Source organism: Duganella dendranthematis (assembly GCF_012849375.1).
Classification (GTDB): Bacteria; Pseudomonadota; Gammaproteobacteria; order Burkholderiales; family Burkholderiaceae_D; genus Rugamonas; species Rugamonas dendranthematis.
In genome coordinates this window covers 899,092-916,207 of sequence record NZ_CP051684.1, presented here as the reverse complement: position 1 = coordinate 916,207, position 17,116 = coordinate 899,092, and the positions used below count along the sequence as shown (strand labels likewise).

The 17,116-nt window shown below is 65.8% G+C and carries 9 protein-coding genes; 3 read left to right on the top strand and 6 right to left on the bottom strand.

The window, feature by feature from the left end; all coding sequences use genetic code 11:
* The first annotated feature begins 9 nt into the window (after positions 1-9).
* From flgJ to flgL, 3 genes are read left to right on the top strand one after another with little or no spacing between them, the layout of a single operon-like run.
* Positions 10-981 (top strand): flagellar assembly peptidoglycan hydrolase FlgJ, encoded by a 972-nt coding sequence (flgJ, locus tag HH213_RS04305; RefSeq protein ID WP_169110994.1) that lies wholly within the window; start codon positions 10-12, stop codon positions 979-981.
* Positions 982-1,035: 54 nt separating this feature from the next.
* The gene (gene flgK / locus HH213_RS04300; protein WP_110844734.1) at positions 1,036-2,982 is read left to right on the top strand and encodes a flagellar hook-associated protein FlgK; all 1,947 of its coding nucleotides are present in this window, start codon (positions 1,036-1,038) and stop codon (positions 2,980-2,982) included.
* A gap of 16 nt (positions 2,983-2,998) precedes the next feature.
* A complete protein-coding gene (gene flgL / locus HH213_RS04295; RefSeq protein ID WP_110844733.1) occupies positions 2,999-4,273 on the top strand; it encodes a flagellar hook-associated protein FlgL in 1,275 nt (424 codons plus the stop codon).
* A gap of 96 nt (positions 4,274-4,369) precedes the next feature.
* On the opposite strand, the gene HH213_RS04290 is transcribed toward flgL, so the two are convergent.
* The 6 genes from HH213_RS04290 to fliN all read right to left on the bottom strand — a co-directional run bounded on the left by HH213_RS04290 (position 4,370) and on the right by fliN (position 17,093).
* Entirely contained in the window at positions 4,370-13,933 is a 9,564-nt protein-coding gene (locus HH213_RS04290) for an SPM autocatalytic domain-containing protein (RefSeq protein ID WP_229263296.1), read from the bottom strand.
* Between the two features lie 75 nt (positions 13,934-14,008).
* A complete protein-coding gene (fliR, locus tag HH213_RS04285; RefSeq protein ID WP_169110991.1) occupies positions 14,009-14,860 on the bottom strand; it encodes a flagellar biosynthetic protein FliR in 852 nt (283 codons plus the stop codon).
* Between the two features lie 88 nt (positions 14,861-14,948).
* Entirely contained in the window at positions 14,949-15,218 is a 270-nt protein-coding gene (fliQ, locus tag HH213_RS04280) for a flagellar biosynthesis protein FliQ (RefSeq protein WP_110844731.1), read from the bottom strand.
* A 9-nt stretch (positions 15,219-15,227) separates the two neighbouring features.
* Positions 15,228-15,989, bottom strand: a complete 762-nt coding sequence (fliP, locus tag HH213_RS04275) for a flagellar type III secretion system pore protein FliP (RefSeq protein ID WP_110844730.1) — start codon at positions 15,987-15,989, stop codon at positions 15,228-15,230.
* Positions 15,979-16,659 (bottom strand): flagellar biosynthetic protein FliO, encoded by a 681-nt coding sequence (gene fliO / locus HH213_RS04270; protein ID WP_229263291.1) that lies wholly within the window; start codon positions 16,657-16,659, stop codon positions 15,979-15,981. The genes fliP and fliO overlap by 11 nt, the downstream gene beginning before the upstream one ends.
* On the bottom strand, positions 16,656-17,093 hold the full coding sequence (fliN, locus tag HH213_RS04265; RefSeq protein WP_110844729.1) for a flagellar motor switch protein FliN: 438 nt from the start codon (positions 17,091-17,093) through the stop codon (positions 16,656-16,658). The genes fliO and fliN overlap by 4 nt, the downstream gene beginning before the upstream one ends.
* Positions 17,094-17,116: the final 23 nt, after the last annotated feature.

Below are 17,116 nucleotides of genomic sequence, written 5' to 3'. Positions count from 1 at the left end.
GGTGCGACCATGACCAGTCCAACTTCGACCAATACCGACCTGAGCGGCAAGTTTGCGCTGGATGTGCGCGATATGGGCAGCCTCAAGCAGTCGGCCCGCGCCGGCAGCCCGGCCGCGCTGAAGACCGCCGCCACCCAGTTCGAAGCCATGTTCGTCAACATGATGATGAAGAGCATGCGCGAGGCGACGCCGCAGGATGGCCTGACGGACAGCGCGCAGACCAAGATGTTCCAGACCATGCAGGACCAGCAGACCAGCCAGAGTATCGCCAAGAAGGGCATCGGCCTGGCCGATATGCTGGTGCGCCAGCTCAACAAGCAGACCGAAGCGCAAGCGCTGGCGCTCAGCGGCGAGGCGGCCGACAGCAGCAGCGGCGCCAACGCCGGCAGCTTTGCCGGCGTGGCCAGCCTGATGGACGCCAAGCTGCAACGGGCGATCGCCGCCGCCGGCGGCAATGCCGCCGCCACCACGAGCGCCACCACCAGCACCGACGCCACCAGCAGCAATAAAGGTTCGCAGGCGCCGCATGTGCGCAGCTTCCAGGAGAAACTGGCGTCGCACGCGGAAGAGGCCAGCAAGGCCACCGGCATTCCGGCCAAGTTCATGCTGGGCCAGGCGGCGCTGGAGTCGGGCTGGGGCAAGCGCGAGATCAAGGGCCGCGACGGCACCAACAGCCACAACCTGTTCGGCATCAAGGCCAGCGCCGACTGGAAGGGCAAGGTGGTCGAGGCCACCACCACCGAATACGTCAACGGCAAGGCGCAGACCAAGGTCGAGCGCTTCCGCGCCTATGACAGTTATGCCGATAGTTTCAAGGATTACGGGAAATTGCTTGCGAGTAACCCCCGCTATGAAAAAGTCTTGGCCAGCGCAGGCGACGCCAGCAGCTTTGCCCAGGGCTTGCAGAAGGCCGGCTACGCTACCGATCCGAATTACGCCTCCAAGCTGACCAGCATCATCAAGCGCTCGCTGGCCGGCTAATCAAGTTTTTCGGCGGTTTGCCGTTAACACGCATATCACAGAGTTAAACATACTATGTCCAGTCTTCTCAGCATCGGTAAAAGCGGTTTGTTGGCTGCCCAGGTCGGTTTAGCGACCACCGGCAACAACATCACCAACGCCAATACGGCCGGCTACAACCGCCAGGTGGCCATCCAGGGCGATACCGGTACCCAGTACCAGGGCTTCGGCTACGTGGGCACGGGTACCGAAATCCAGGCTGTGCGCCGCTATTACGATAACTTCCTGGCCACTTCGCTGCGCGGCGCCGAGGCCAACCAGGCGTCGCTGGACGCCTATAGCGGCCAGATCAGCCAGATCGACAATCTGCTGGCCGATCCGACCGCCGGCCTGTCGCCGGCGCTGCAGGACTTCTTCAGCGGTGTGCAGGACGCCACCGCCAATCCGGCCTCGGCCGCCGCGCGCCAGTCGCTGCTATCGAACGCGCAGTCACTGGCGTCGCGCTTCCAGGACATGAGCGCCAAGCTGACCGAGATCAGCTCCGGCGTCAATTCGACAATCACGTCCAGTGTCAACGAAATCAATTCCTACGCCACGCAGATCGCCGCGATCAACAACACCATCGCCGGCCTGACCACCGACCAGGCCGCGCCGAACGACCTGTTGGACAAGCGCGACCAGATGCTGACCGAGCTGAACAAGCTGGTCAAAGTCAGTGTGACGCCGGGCGACAACAATATGCTCAATGTGCAGTTCGGCACCGGCCAGCCGCTGGTGGTGGGCAACCAGCCGTTCCAGCTGACCACGTCCACCTCGCCGACGGATGTCAGCCGGGTGACGATCGGCTACCAGTCGTCCAATGGCAACTTCAGCGCGCTGCCGGACAGCGCTTTCACCGGCGGCCAGATGGGCGGCCTGATGGAGTTCCGCAACGGCGCGCTGGACAAGGCGCAAAACGCGCTGGGACAGGTGGCGGCCAGCCTGGCCACCGCCTTCAACGCCCAGCACGTGCTGGGGCAGGACCAGAACGGCGACCTGGGCACCAATTTCTTCAACCCGATTCAGGCCTATGTCGGCACCAACACGCACAACTCGCCGGCCAGCACGGCGGACGTGACGGCGGTGGTGACCGATGGCTCGGCGCTGACCGCCAGCGATTACAGCGTCGATTACGACGGCACCAATTACAACGTCACCCGCAAGAGCGACGGCCAGGTGACGGCGGTGACCGGCTCGCCGCAGGAAATCGACGGCGTCACCTACACCTTCAGCGGCACGCCGCAGCAGAACGATAACTTCCTGGTGCGGCCGACCTACAACGCCGCCACCAGCCTGTCGGTGGCGATCACCGACACCACCAAGATCGCGCTGGCGGCGCCGATCGCCACCGCTGCCGCGACCGCCAACGCCGGCAACGCCAAGATCAGCGCCGGTAGCGTCGACAAGAATTACCTGACGCCTGGCAATGCGCTGACGGCGCCCGCCACGCTGACCTTCGACAGCGCCAGCGGCACCTTGTCCGGCTTCCCGGCCGGCCAGGATGTGACGGTCACCGTGAACGGCACGCCGACCGTGTACCCGGCCGGCACGCCGGTGCCGTATACCGACGGCGCCAACATCAGCTTTGGCGGCGTCAACTTCGCCATCAGCGGCACGCCGGTCGACAAGGACACCTTCACGGTCGGCCCCAACACCAGCGGCGTCGGCGACAGCCGTAACGGTGCGCTGCTGGCCGGCCTGCAGACCAAGAACGTGATGAACAACGGCACCGCCACCTTCCAGACCAGCTACGCGCAGATGGTCAACTTCGTCGGCACCAAGGCGCGTGAGGCGCAGATCAGCAGCACCGCCGCCGATGCGTCGGTCAAGCAGGCCACCGCCGCGCAGCAAAGCGTGTCGGGGGTTAATCTGGATGAGGAAGCGGCCAATCTGCTGCGCTACCAGCAGGCTTACCAGGCCAGCGGCAAGGTGATGCAGGTGGCCAGCCAGTTATTTGATACTTTGCTCAGCATCGGCAATTAAGGAATAGGGTAGCTCTATGGTTATGCGCATCAGCACCAGAACAATTTTTGACACCGGCTCGATGCAGATCACGTCGCTGAGTTCGGCCATGGCGCGCACGCAGCAGCAGCTGTCGACCGGCCGCAAGAACCTGACCGCGGCCGACGATCCGATCGCCAGTTCGCGCGCGCTGGAAGTGACGCAGTCACAGTCGCTCAACACCCAGCTGGCCACCAACCGCTCCAACGCCAAGGGCGTGCTGGGGATCGAGACGACGGCGCTGTCCAGCACCACGTCGCTGCTGCAGGACATCAAGGACCTGGCGGTGAAGTCCGGCAACGGCACCTACACCGACGCCGACCGCGAGTCGGTGGCGATCGAGCTGGAAGGCAAGCTCGCCGACCTGATGGGCATCGCCAACACCGCTGACGGCGTCGGCGGCTATGTGTTCTCCGGCTACAAGTCGACCACTTTGCCGTTCACCAAGACCGCCACCGGCGCCGACTACCAGGGCGACCAGGGACAGCGTTCGCTGCAAGTGGGCACCACCCGCACCGTGCCGATCACCGATTCCGGCTCTTCCGTGTTCGAGGCCAACCAGACCGGTAATGGCACCTTTGTCACCAAGCCGGACCCGGGCAACTACGGTCGTGGCGGTAGCGGCATCATCAGCGCCGGCTCGGTCAAGGACGCAACCCAGGTGCTGCCGGGACACAATTATCAGATCAGTTTTCAGGTGGTGCCGGCCACGGCGGGCGTGCCCAAGGCCACCACCTACACAGTGACCGACATGACCGATCCCGCCAACCCGGTGCCGGTGCCGCCGACCCCGGTGCCGGCCGTGCCGCAGGCGTATGTCAGCGGCCAGAATATCTCGTTCGACGGCGTGCAGTTTGATGTCCAGGGCGATCCGGCCGACGGCGACAGCTTTACGGTCGAGCCATCGACCAAGCAGTCGGTGTTTACCACGGTGCAGAGCTTTATCGACCAGCTGCGCCAGCCGGGTTCCGGTCCTGCCGGCCAGGCCAGCCTGAACAATATGCTGAACCAGTTGCAGGTGAATATCGATAACGCCGCTGAAAATGTGTCGTCGGTCAACTCTGCGGTCGGCGCGCGGCTGAAGGAGCTGGATTATCTGGACAGTTCGGGTGATGACGCCGGCTTGCAGTACGCCAGCACGCTGTCGACCCTGCAGGATCTGGATTACACGGCGGCGATTTCGCTGTTCACGCAGCAGCAGACCACGCTGACGGCGGCGCAGAAATCGTTCACCACGATGTCGGGCCTGTCGCTGTTTAATTACATCAGCTAAGTTATATCCATTCAGTTTTCGCCGCCATAAAAAAACGGCCAGCTTGCGAGCTGGCCGTTTTTGTTTGTGCGCCCCGCCGTAGCAGGTCGCTGCCGCTTACTTGGCCGCCAGGATGCCGTGGCTGGCGCTGGCCTGCTTGCGCAGCCAGTCGTCGTCGCGGGTGGCCGTGGTGACGCCGCTGAGCGCGGTGGTGGCCTGGTAGTGATGCATTTCCCCGGCCAGCGCGGCCACGCTGCTGCTGAGGCCGCTTGCAGTAGTCGTGTCCAGTTTCGTCGCCGGCGTGCTGGTCGTGCTCGTGGCGCTACTGTTCTGGTAACCGCTGATGGCCGAACTCAGCGCACTGACATCGCTGGCGCGTCCCGCCTGGAACCAGACGTCGGCCAGCGCATGCGTGCTGCCATCGGTGCTGGTGTAGCTCGACTCCATGCCGATCCAGTTGCCGTTGTCGAAGTTCTTCACGCCTTGCGCCGCCACCGTCAGGCTGGCGATGTTCAGCGAAGCCAGCGTCTTCAGTTCGTCGGCCTGGCTGACGCCGTCCGCATTGGCGTCCACCCACACGCGCAGGTTGCCGAACTGCGCATCCTTGCTGTCGATCACGCCATCGTGGTTGCTGTCGATGTCGGCCAGCGCGGCAAAGCCGTTGCTGGTCTTGCCACCGCTGCTGCTGGCGGTCGCCGTGCCGAACAGTTCGCTGCCGTCGTTGATGAGGCCGTCGCCGTTGCGGTCCAGGGCCAGCAAACCGTCGCCGGAACCGACCCAGCCGGTGTTGACCTTGGTGCCGTCGGCGCGGATGTCGAAGGTGACGCCGGCGTTGATGTTCAGCGTGTTGATGCCGAGGCCATCCAGATCCAGCACCAGCGGGCTGGCGGTCAGCGCCGCCAGTTGGTCGGTCGACAGCGAGGCCTTGGCCGGATTGGCCAGCAAGGCGGTGGCCTGGGTCATGCTGAGTGCCGCCAACTGGTCGGTGGTGATGGCTTTGAGCTGGGTCGAGATCAGCGATTTCAGCTGGCCGGTGGTCAGCGCCTTGAACTGGTCGGCGCTGAACAGCTCCACCGTGGCCGCCTTCAGGCCGACCAGCTGCGCGGTTTTTAGCGCCGCCATGTCGGTGGCGTCGAGCGCGGTGATCTGGTCGGAATTGAAGGCGTTCAGCGCCACCACCGACAGCGCGCCGAGGTCGGCGGTGCTAAGGGTGGCGATCTGCGTGGTGGTCATGCCGGCCACCTGGGCCGTGGCCAGCGCCGACAGCTGGCGCGTGCTCAGCGTGTCGAACAGGCTGTCGGACAGCGCCGCTACCTGTTCCGAGGTCAGACCCGGGATTTGCAGCGTGGTGAAACCAGCCAGCGTGTTCATGCCGCTCAACTGCTCGGTGGTCAAGCCCTTGATCTGGCTAACCGTCAGCGCCGCCAGCGTGCGCGTCGACAGTGCGTTCAGCTGCGTCGCCGTCAGCACGCTCAGTTGGGTGGTTTTCAGCGTGCTGATCTGGGTCGAAGTCAGGCCGCTCATGGCCGTCACGCTCAGCAGCGGGAACTGCTCGGTGGTCAGGTAGGTCAGCGTCAGGCCGCTGACCTGCTGGGTGGTCAGGTTGGCCAGCTGGTCGGTCGACAGCGCCGCGACCTGGGCCGCTTTGAGCGCCGCCATCTGCGCCGAGCGCAGCGACAGGAAGCTGTCGTCGTCCAGCGCACCCAACTGCTCGACGGTCAGTCCCGCGACCTGACTGTCGTTCAGCGTACCCAGCGTGACCAGCGCGTTCAGCTGGTCGGTGCTGAGCGCCTTGAGGTCGGCGGCGTTCAGGCCCGGCAGTTGCGACGATTTCAGGCTGGACAACTGGTCCAGCGTCAATGCCGTCACTTGGGTGGTGTTCAGCATCGCCAGCTGGGCGCTGCTGAGGGCGGCCGCGTCTTCCACTTCCATCAAGGCGATCTGTTCGGTCGACAGGCCGGCCAGCGCGGCCAGCGCCAGCGCCCGTGTTTGCGCGGTGGTCAGCGCAATGATCTGATCGGTGCCCAGGATCTGCAGCTGGGTCTTGGTCAGCGCAGCGACTTGGCTGGTTTTCAGTGTGGCGATGTGGGCCGCGTCCAGCGATTGCAACTGCTCGCTGGTCAGGCCGCTGAATTGCAGCGTGGTCAGCGGATTGAGCGAGTTCAGTGCGGCCAGCTGGTCGGTGGTCAGGGTCTTGAGCTGCGCCGCCGTCATCGCGGCGATCTCGGCGGTGCTGAGCTGGCCCATCTGGTCGAGGCTCAGCTGGCTGATCTGCAAGGTGCTGAGCGCGGCGAACTGGTTGGTCTTGAGGCCGGCCAGGTCTTCCTGTTCCATCGCGGCTAGCTGCTCGCTGCTGAGGGCGCGAATGGCGCCGGTGCTCATGGCGCGCCATTGCGCCACCGACAGCGCCTGGATCTGGTGCTCGGTCAGCGTGGCGATCTGCTTGCTCGACAGCGAGGCGATCTGGGTCGTGCTGAGGTTGCCCAGCTGGCTATCGTCCAGTCCGCTCAAGTTGTCGGTGCTGAGCGCCGGCAGCTGGCGGGTGCTCAGCCAGCCGATCGGCAGCAAGGCTAGCTGCTCGGAACTCAGCGCGGCGACCTGGGCGGTGCTGAGCGCGCGCACTTGCGATGAGGTCAGGCCTTGCAGCTGGTCGTTGCTGATGATCTGGATATCGGCCGTGCCCAGCGCAACGATTTGCGCGGTGGTCAGCGACGCCATGTCGGCCGCCTCGATGGCGCCGAACTGGGTGGCGTCGAGTGCGGCGATGGCCTTGGTGCTGAGGGCGCGCAGCTGGCCGCCAGTCAGGCCGGTCACCTGGCCGGCACTCAGGCTCTGCACCTGGGCCACGGTCAGGCCGGCCATGGCGGCGGTGCTGAGGAAGCTGATCTGGTCGTTGGTCAGTGCGCCGAACTGGGCCGAAGTCAGGGCGGCGATCTGCGCCGATTTCAGCGCGACCAGGTCCTGGCCTTCGATGGCGGCGATCTGCTCCACGCTCAGCGATTGCAGCGCGCGGGTATTCATTGCCAGCAGGTCGCCGGTTTCCAGTGCGACGATCTGTTCGGTGGTCAGCGCCGCGGCCTGGGCATTGCTGAGGGCGGCGATCTGGTTGGTCTTCAGCGCGGCGATCTGGTCGGACGACAAGCCGGTGATCTGGTCGCTGGTCAGCGCACGCACCTGCGCCGTGCTGAGGCCGACGATGTGCAGCGCGTTCAGTTGCTCGGCGCTCAGCGACGGCAGCACGGCGGCCTTCAGGCCCGCCACGCCCTGGGTACTGAGGGCGGCAAACTGGTCGCTGGTCAGTGCGGCCAACTGATCGGTAGTGAGCGCGGCCACCTGGGCCGATTTGAAGAAAGCGAAGTCGTCGGCGTCGATGCTCGGCAACTGGGCGGCCGTCAAGCCGGCCAGGCCCTTGATGCTGAGCGCGCCGATCTGGGCGCCGCTCAGGGCGGCCAGCTGGGTGGCGTCCAGCACGCCGGTCTGCACCGACGTCAGGGCGCCGATCTGGCGCGTGCTGAGCAGGGCCAGGTCGTCCGCCGTCAGCGTCATGATGCGGTCGGTCGACAGGCCGGCGATCTGGGTGGTGGTGTAGTCGGCCAGGTTGCCCAGCGCGGCCAGTTGGGCGGCGCTGAGGGCGCCGATCTGGGCCTGGCTGAAGGCGTTGATGTTGGCGCTGCTCAGGGCATGCAGTTGCTCGGTCAGCAGCACCGCCATCTGGTCGGTGGTCAGCGCGCGCAGCTGGGTGCTGCTGAGCGCGGCAAAGTCTTCGGTCTCGATGGCGGTCAGCTGGGCGTCGCTCAGGTGCGCGATCAGCGCGCTGGACAACGAGCGCACCTGGCCGGTGCTGAGGGCGATCAGTTGCGCCGCGCTCAGGCCGTCCGCCTGGGCGGCGGTCAGGGCCGCCAGCTGGCTGGTCTTGAAGGAGGTCAGCTGGTCGACCGTCAGGCCGCCGATCTGGTCGCTGCCGAGGGCGCGTACCTGGCTGCTAGTCAGCGCTGCCAGGGTGGCCAGGGCGGCCAGCTGGGTGTTGTCCAGCCAGCTGATCTGGCGGGTGCTGAAGCCGGCGATTTCCTGGGTGGTCAGCACACCGTACTGGGCCAGCGTCAGCGCCGCCAGCTGGTCGCTGCCGAGGGCGGTGATCTGGCGGGTGCTGAAGGCGCGCAGGTCGGCGTCTTCCAGCGCCGCCAGCTGGTCCGGCGTCAGCGCGGCAATGGCGGCGTTTGACAGCGAGCGGATCTGGGCGGTGGTCAGGGCCGGGATCTGCGTGACGCTCAGGTACTGGATCTGGGTGCTGCTGAGCGCGGCGATCTGGCTGGTTTTCAGGTTGGCGATCTGGTCCGGCGTCAGCGCGATGATCTGGTCCGACGACATGGCGGCGATCTGCTTGGTGCCGAGCCCGCCCAAGCTGCCGAGCGCGGCGAACTGGGCATCGCTCAGCACGCTGAGCTGGGCCGGTGTCAGCGCGGCGATTTCCTGCGAGGTGAAGGCCGAGAGCTGGGCCACCGTCAAGGCCGCCACCTGGTCGGTGTTCAGCGCCACCACTTGCGCGGTGGACAGCGCGGCGATATCGTCCAGCGCGATTTCGGCGATCTGGTCCGGCGTCAGCAGCGCCAGCGCGGCGCCCAGGCCGCGGATCTGCGCGGTGCTCAAGGCCACCAGCTGGTCTTCGCTCAGCGTTTGCAGCTGGTCGCTGGTGAGCGCGCGCAGCTGGCGCGTGGTCAGCGTGCCGATCTGCGGCAGCAGCAGGCTGGTGATCTGGCCGCTGGTCAGCGCGCGCACCTGGTTGGTGGTCAGCGGCGCCAGCGACGCCAGGCTGTCGATCTGGTCATTGGACAGGGCCGCCACCTGGCGGGTGGTCAGGCTGGCCAGGATGGCGGTGCGCAGCGCCGCGAACTGGGATGACGTCAGCGCCCCCAGCTGGCTGCTGGTGAAAGCGGTGATCTGCTTGCTGGTCAGCGCGCCGATGTCGACCGCTTCAATCGCCGCCACCTGGCTGAGTGACAGCGCGCCCAGCGCGCTGGCGCTCAGACTGCGCACCTGGGCGGTGGTAAGGGCGACGATTTGGCTATTGGTCAGCGCGCCGATCTGGTCGCTGGTGAGGCCGGCGATCTGGTTGGTCTTCAGCGTGGCGATGCTCGACAGGCTGGCGATCTGCTCGGTCGTGAGGGCGCCGATCTGCTTGCTGGTCAGCGGCGCCAGCGTGCTCAGCGCCGCCATCTGCCGGGTACTCAGCGCATGCACCTGGGCGGTGGTCAGCGCGCTGATCACTTGCGTGCTGAGGCCGCCGATCTGGCTCAGCGTCAGGCTGCTGATCTGGTCGGTGCTGAGGCCGACGACCTGCTTGGTCGACAGCGCTTGCAGGTCGGCCACCTCGATGGCCTGGATCTGGTTGGTGCTGAGCGCCGACAACTGCAGCGTGCTCAGCGCACGCACCTGGCCGGTGCTGAGGGCGATGATTTCGGCGCTGGTCAGCACGCTGGTCTGTTCGGTGGTCAGGGCGGCGATCTGGCGCGTGGTCAGGCTGGCCAGCGTCGCCAACGGCAGCGCGACGATCTGCTCGGTGGTCAGCGAAGCGATGGCCAGTGTCGAGAAGCTGGCCAGCGACGGCAGGGCGGCGATCTGTTCGCTGCTGAGCACGGATTTTTGCGCCGGCGTCAGCGCCGCCACTTCGGCCGTGGTCAGCGCGGTGATCTGCTGGGTGGTCAGGGCCACCACCTGGTCGGTGGTCAGCGACGCGATCTGGCGCGTGCTGAGGCTGGACAGCGCGGCGCCGCTAAGCGAGGTCAGCTGCTCAGTGCCGAGCGCCTGGATGGCGCGCGTGCTGATGGCGCGCAGCTGTTCGTTCAGCAGGCCAGCCAGCTGGGCGGTGCTGAGCGCCGCCACCTGGTCGCTGCCGAGCGCCGATACCTGGCGCGTACTGAGCGAGCGCAGGTCGGCCACGTTCAGGTGCGACACCTGTTCGGTACTGAGCGCCTGCAACTGGCGGGTGGTCAGCGCGCCGAGGGTTTGCAGCGCGTCGAGCTGGGCATCCACCATCGCGCTCAATTGCAGCGCCGTCAGCGCGGCGATTTCCTGGGTGGTCAGCGCGCGCAGCTGGGCCGTGCTCAGCGCGGCCAGCTGGTCGCTGGTCAGCGCGGCGATCTGGCGCGTGGTCAGCGCCGCCAGGTCGCCGTTGCTGAGGGCGACGATGCGGTCATCGGCCAGCGCCGACAGTGTGGCGGTGCTCAGCGCGCGCAGCTGGTCGGTGCCCAACGCCACCATCTGGGCGCTGGTGATGGCGCCGGCCTGGGCCGCCGACAGCGCGGCCAGCTGCACGGTTTGCAGCTTGGCGAAGTCGCTGCTGCTCATCTGCGAGATCTGGTCGCTGGTCAGCGCGACGATTTGCTTGGTGACCAGCGGCAGCAGTTGCAGCACGGTCAGTTGCTCGGTGGTCAGCACGCTGATCTGGGTCGGCGTCAGCGCCCGCACTTCGGCGGTGGTGAACGCGGCCAACTGGTCGCTGGTCAGCGCCATCACCTGGTCGGTACTGAGGCGGGCGATCTGGGCGGTCCGCATAGCGCGGATGTCGCGGGTTTCGATGGCGGCGATCGCTTCCAGGCTGAGCGCGGTAATCGCGGCGGTGCTCAGTGCGGCGACCTGCGCCGTGCTGAGCGCGACGATCTGGGCGGTGCCGAGCGCCTGCAACTGGTCGCTGCTGAGGGCGGCCAACTGGCGGCTGGTCAGCGTCACCAGGTCGTCGGTGTTGAGCGCGCCGAGCTGGTCGCTGGTGAGGGCGCGGATTTGCAGCGTGGTCAGCACGCTGAGATTGCTCAGCGCGTCCAGCTGAGCGTCGTTCAGCGTGGCGATCTGGTCGCTGGTCAATGCGGCGGTCTCGGCGGTGGTGAGCGCGGCCAGCTGCTCGGTCAGCAGCGCGACGATCTGGTCGGTGGTGAATTTGGTGATCTGTTGCGTGCTGAGCGCGGCGATGTCGCGGGTTTCGATCGCATGCAGCTGGTCGGGGGTGAGGGCGGCGATGCCGACCGAACTGAGACCGCGGAACTGGTCGCCGCTGAGGGCAACGATCTGGTCCGATGTCAGCGACTGCACCTGGTCGGAGGTCAACACACCCAGCTGGCTGCTGGCCAGCGTCGTCAGGTTGCGCGTCGACAGCGTGCTGATCTGGTCGGTGGTGAAGGCCGCCAGCTGGCGGCTGCTGATGCCGGCCAGCGTGCTCATGGCGTTGAGTTGCTCGCTGGTCAGCACCTGGATCTGCGCGGTGCTGAGGGCGCCGATGGCGGCGCTGCTGAGCGCGGTGAACTGGTCGGTGGTTAGTGACGACAATTGACCAGTTGCCAGCGCCGCCACTTGCGCGCTGCGCAGCGCGGCGATGTCGCGGGTTTCAATCAGGATCAGCTGGTCGGTGGTCAGCGTGTTGAGCATGTCGGTGCCCATGCTGGCGTACTGGTTGGTGCTGAGGTCGACGATCTGGGTGGCGCTCAGCGACTGGATCTGGTCGACGGTCAGCGCGGCCAGCTGGGTGCTGGTCAGCGCCACCAGGTCGCGGCTTTCCAGCCCCACCAGCTGGAGCGTGGTCAGCGCCTGGATTTGCAGCGTGCTGAATGGCGCCAGCGATGCCAGCGCGGCGATTTGTTCGGTGGTCAGCGCGGCGATCTGGTCGGCCGTCAGGCCGCGTTCGGCGGCGCTGCTCAGCGCGCCGAACTGGTCGGTGGTGAGCGCGGTCAGCTGCTCGACCGACAGCGCGCCGATCTGCGCCGAGCCGAGCGCGGCGACGTCGCGGGTTTCCAGCACCTGCAACTGGACGGGCGTCAGTTCGCTCAGCAGCGTGGTGCCGAGCGTGGTCATCTGGGTGGTGCTCAGCGCCACCAGCTGGTCCGAGGTCAGTGCCTGCACCTGCTCCAGGCCGAGTGCGGCCAGCTGGGCGCTGGTCAGGGTGGCGATGGTCTTGGTTTCCAGTGACGCCACCTGTTCGGTGGTCAGCGCGGCGATCTGCGCGGTGGTCAGCGGCAGGATGGTCTTGATCGCGACGATCTGGGCGGTGGTCATCACGGCCAGTTGGTCCGGGCGCAAGGCCTTGGCGTCGTCGGTGGTCAGCGCGTAGATCTGATCGGTGGTCAGCGCCACCAGCTGGTCGCTATTCAGCGCGCCGATCTGGCCGGTGGTCAGGGCGCGGATGTCGCGCGTTTCAATCGCGGCGATCTGGGCGGCGCTGAGCTGGCCGACCACGGCGGTGGTCAGGGCGCTGACCTGGGCTGAGGTCAGCAGCACCACCTGGTCGGTGCTCAGTGCGGCGATCTGGTCGCCCGTCAGCGCGCCCAGCTGGGCGCTGGTCAGGGCCACAAAGTCGCGGGTTTCCAGCCCGGCCAACTGGTCGGTAGTCAGCGCGGCGAACTGCGCGGTGGTGAGCAGCAGCAGGTTTTTCAGCGCGGCGATCTGGTCGGTGTTGAGGACGCTGATCTGGTCCGGGCTCAGCGATGGCAGCATGGCGCTGGACAAGGCCGCCAGTTGGCCGGTGGTGAGCGCCACCAATTGGTCGTAGGTGAGGGCGCGCAGCTGGCCGCTGGTCAGCGCCGGCACGTCGCGGGTTTCCAGCGCCCCCAGCTGGTCGGTGCTCAGCTGGCTGATCATGCCGGTGGTCAGGGTCGACACTTGCAGGCTGCTGAGCGCGACGATCTGGTCGGTGCTGAGGCTGGCGATCTGGTCGGCGTTGAACGCGGCCAGTTGCTCGCTGCTGAGGGCGGTGATGGTCTTGGTGGTCAGGCCGACGATCTGGTCCACCGTCAGGCCGCCGATCTGCGCCGAGTTCAGCGGCGACAGCGTGGTCAGCGCATTCAGCTGGTCGGTGCTCAGCGCGCTGATCTGGTCGGCCAGCAGGGCGGCGATTTCGTTGGTGCGCAGCGCATGCAGCTGGTCGGTGCTGAGGAAGGCCAGTTGATCGCCGTTGAGCGCGCGGACCTGCTGGCTGGACAGCCAGATCAGGTCGCGGGTTTCCAGCGCGGCGACCTGGTCGCCGGTCAGTGCCGCTACCGAAGCGGTCGCCAGCGAGGCGACCTGGAGCGTGCTCAGGTAGGCGATCTGGTCGACGTTCAAGGTATTCAGCTGGCTGGCGTTGAGGGCATTGATCTGGTCGGTGCGCAGCGCTTGCAGCGCCTGCGAACTGAGCGACGCCACCTGGTCGGACGTCATGGTGGTCACGGCGCTGGTGCTGAGCGCGCGCAACTGCAGCGTGCTCAGCGCGGTGAACTGGTCGGTGCTCAGGGCCGGCAACTGGTTGGAATTGACAGCGGCGATCTGCTGGGTGCGCAGCGCGCGCAGGTCGTCGGTTTCCAGCGCGGCGAACTGGGCGGCCGACAGCGCGCTCACCTGGCCGGTGGTCAGGGCCGGCATGTCCTGGGTGGTCAGCGCCACCAGCTGGTCGGAGGTCAGGCCGGACAGGATGGCGGTCGGGATCGCGGTCAGCTGGGTGGTGCGCAGCGCCTGGATGCCGTCGGTGCTCAGGCCGCCCAGGGTGGTGGCGGTCAGCTGGGTCACGGCGCGGGTGGTCAGCGCCCGCACCTGGTCGGTGCTGAACCAGCTCAGCTGGTCAGACGTGAGGGCCTGCATGTCTTCGCTGGCCAGTGCTGCAATCTGCTCGGTCGAGATGGCGGCGATTTGGTCAGAATTGAGGTTGGCGATAATCGAAGTCATTACAGGATCTCCCTAGGGTGCTGCCATGATACGCGTTAAATTTCCTTAAGGAAACCAAAATGCGAATGGATGAGGCTATTCCGCCATCGGTTGCAGCACCGCTGGCCGAACCGGAACGGTTGCCGGTTTGACTACTTGCGGTCGCTGCGACCAGGTCCGCGGCATCAGCCGCGCGCGCTCTATCCCGTCCAAAAACAGATTCTGGATCGGCATTCCCAGGTAAGGCAGCGTCATGGCGATGACCAGCAAGCCGACGCCCAATGTTATCGGGAAGCCAATGCCAAACAAATTCAGCTGCGGCGCGGCGCGCGTCAGGATGCCGAGCGCCACGTTAGTAATCAGTAAAGCTGCGACGATCGGCAACGACAGTTGCACCCCGACGCTGAAAATCATGCCGCCCCAGTCGGCCAGCTGCTTGAAACCGCCGCCGTAGACTGGAATGGCCGACACCGGCAGCGTGGAAAAACTTTCCACCAGCGCCGACAGCAGCACCAGGTGGCCGTTGACCGCCAAAAAGGCCATGGTCGCCACCAGCGACAGAAACTGGCTGATCGCCGACGAGCGGCCCTGGGTGGTCGGATCGAAAAAGGTGGCGAATCCCAGGCCCATGGTCAAACTGGAAATTTCCCCCGCCATCTCCACCGCCGCAAAAATAATGCGGATGCTGAAGCCCATGGCCAGCCCGATCAACATTTCCTGCATAACAATCAGCAGGCCGGCCCAGGACATCGGGTCGGTGGCTGGCCAGGCCGGCACCGCCGGCGCGACGATGGCGGCGATCATCACCCCCAGGCTCAGCTTGACGCTGGCCGGCACCGCGCTATTGCCCAGCAGCGGCGAGGCGGCGATCAGCGCCATGATGCGGCACAGCGGCCACAACAGGCCGGCGATCCACATATTGATATCGGCAGAAGAGACGGTCAGCATAAGGGTCTGTTACATTTCCGTCCGGCATCTTTTGTATTGTAGATCAAGTGCTTACTAAATCGGAAACTGTTACATATTGATAAAGTGACTATCCCACCAGCAGGGGGATGCCGCCGAACACTTCGCGCATGTAGTCGAGCATGATGGACAGCATCCACGGGCCGGCCACCACCAGCGCCACAAACACCCCGACCAGCTTGGGAATGAAGGACAGCGTCTGTTCGTTGATCTGGGTGGCGGCCTGGAAAATGCTGACCACCAGGCCGATGACCAGCGCCACCAGCAGCAGCGGCGCGGCCACCATCAGGGTGATTTCCATGGCGTGCTTGCCCATGGTCATGACGCTTTCGGGTGTCATGGCGACCTCCTAGTAGAAACTCTGGGCCAGCGAGCCGAGCAGCAACTGCCAGCCGTCCACCAGCACAAACAGCATCAGCTTGAACGGCAGCGAAATCACTGCCGGCGACATCATCATCATGCCCATCGACATCAGTACAGAGGCGACCACCATGTCGATAATCAGAAATGGAATGAAGATGGCAAAGCCGATCTGGAACGCAGTTTTCAGCTCACTGGTGACGAACGCCGGCACCAGAATGCGCAGCGGCACGTCTTCCGGCCCTTGCAAGGCCGGGCTGCGCGACAATTTGACGAACAGCGCCAGGTCGGCCTCGCGGGTTTGCTTGAGCATGAACGTTTTTAATGGCGCGGCGCCCTTGTCCAGCGCCTGACTCATGTTGAGCTTGTTTTCCTGCAGCGGCAGGTAGGCTTCGTTGTAGATTTTATCGAACGTGGGGCCCATGACGAACAGCGTCAGGAACAGTGCCAGCCCGACCATCACCTGGTTGGGCGGCGCCGATTGGGTGCCCAGCGCCTGGCGCAGCAGCGACAGCACGATGATGATGCGGGTGAAGCTGGTCATCAACAACAGCGCTGCCGGGATGAAGGTCAGCGCCGTCATCAGCAGCATGGTCTGGATCGGCAGCGTGTAATTGGTGCCGCCGCCCGGCGCCGGGGTCGCGTTCAGGGCCGGGATGCCGATATTGGATTCGGCGCCGGCCACCAGCGGCAGCGCCAGCAGCGTCAGCGCGAGCAGCGGCGGGATGTAGCCGGACAGCTTATTTGCCATTGCGTTTGTCGATCGTTTGTTTGAACCATTCGGCGAAATTGGCGGTCGGCAGGGCGACCGTCTGCAACGGTTCGCTGCTTTCCTGGCGCGGCATGGTGGCCAGCGCGTTCATGCGGCCGGGCGAGGCGCCCACCACGATCCATTGCTCGCCCACTTCCACCACCAGGATGCGCTCGCGCGTGCCGACGCTGAGCGTGCCGACCAGCTTGATGTTGCTGTTGCCGCCGCCGAAGTTGCGCGGGCCGAAGCGTTTGGTCAGCCAGGCCAGGCCGAGCATCAGGCCGATCACGAAGATCAGCGCCAGCGAGGTTTGCAGCAGGCCGCCGCCGGTCGATGGCGCGGCCGGTTGCGGCGTCGGGATGGTCATGGCCATGGCGCCGGATGGGGCAGGCGCGGCTGGCGTGAGCGGGACAGCCGGTGCGGCCGGGGCAGATGCCGCGGCAGCGTTGTCGGCCGCCGCAGCGGCCGTGCCGCCGGCCGTCGGCGCAGTGTCCGCCGGCGCCGGCGTGGCAGCGGTGGCGGCGGTGGAGGCTTGCGCGGTGGCGGCTGCGGCGGCCGGTGTGGCCGCATGGGCGCCGCCGATGGTGCCCGACACAGTGTGCTGGGCCATCGCAGGCGCGGCGGCCAAGGCCGCCGCGATCGTCAGAGAGGAAATCAGTCCGTGCTTCATTTATTCAATTTTCGGATACGTTCGGAAGGCGTGATGATGTCGGTCAGGCGGATACCGAACTTGTCGTTCACCACCACCACCTCGCCCTGGGCGATCAGGCAGCCGTTGACCAGCACGTCCATCGGTTCACCGGCCAGGCCGTCCAGTTCCACCACCGAGCCCTGCGCCAATTGCAGCAAGTTCTTGATGGCGATCTTGGTGCGACCCAGCTCCACCGTCAGCTGGACCGGGATGTCGAGGATGAAGTCGATATCGTTATGGGTTTCGGTCTTGCTCGGCGTGCTGGAAAAATCCTTGAACACGGCGGCGCTGGCCGCTTGCGACGCGGCTTGCTGCTTTTCCAGCGCGGCCGCTTCGGCCTGCGCCTGTTCGGCGATCGCCGCACCCCATGGATCGTCATCGTCCAGCGGTTGATCGTCTTGATTGTCCGACATGATTCTCTCCGGGTTTATTTACT

What these genes read in the sequence shown, in the direction of transcription:
- flgK (WP_110844734.1), top strand. Translation starts at nt 1,036, where the DNA reads ATGTCCAGTCTTCTCAGCATCGGTAAAAGCGGTTTGTTGGCTGCCCAG.
- fliO (WP_229263291.1), bottom strand. Translation starts at nt 16,659, where the DNA reads ATGAAGCACGGACTGATTTCCTCTCTGACGATCGCGGCGGCCTTGGCC.
- flgL (WP_110844733.1), top strand. Translation starts at nt 2,999, where the DNA reads ATGGTTATGCGCATCAGCACCAGAACAATTTTTGACACCGGCTCGATG.
- fliP (WP_110844730.1), bottom strand. Translation starts at nt 15,989, where the DNA reads ATGGCAAATAAGCTGTCCGGCTACATCCCGCCGCTGCTCGCGCTGACG.
- fliN (WP_110844729.1), bottom strand. Translation starts at nt 17,093, where the DNA reads ATGTCGGACAATCAAGACGATCAACCGCTGGACGATGACGATCCATGG.
- HH213_RS04290 (WP_229263296.1), bottom strand. Translation starts at nt 13,933, where the DNA reads ATGACTTCGATTATCGCCAACCTCAATTCTGACCAAATCGCCGCCATC.
- fliR (WP_169110991.1), bottom strand. Translation starts at nt 14,860, where the DNA reads ATGCTGACCGTCTCTTCTGCCGATATCAATATGTGGATCGCCGGCCTG.
- fliQ (WP_110844731.1), bottom strand. Translation starts at nt 15,218, where the DNA reads ATGACACCCGAAAGCGTCATGACCATGGGCAAGCACGCCATGGAAATC.
- flgJ (WP_169110994.1), top strand. Translation starts at nt 10, where the DNA reads ATGACCAGTCCAACTTCGACCAATACCGACCTGAGCGGCAAGTTTGCG.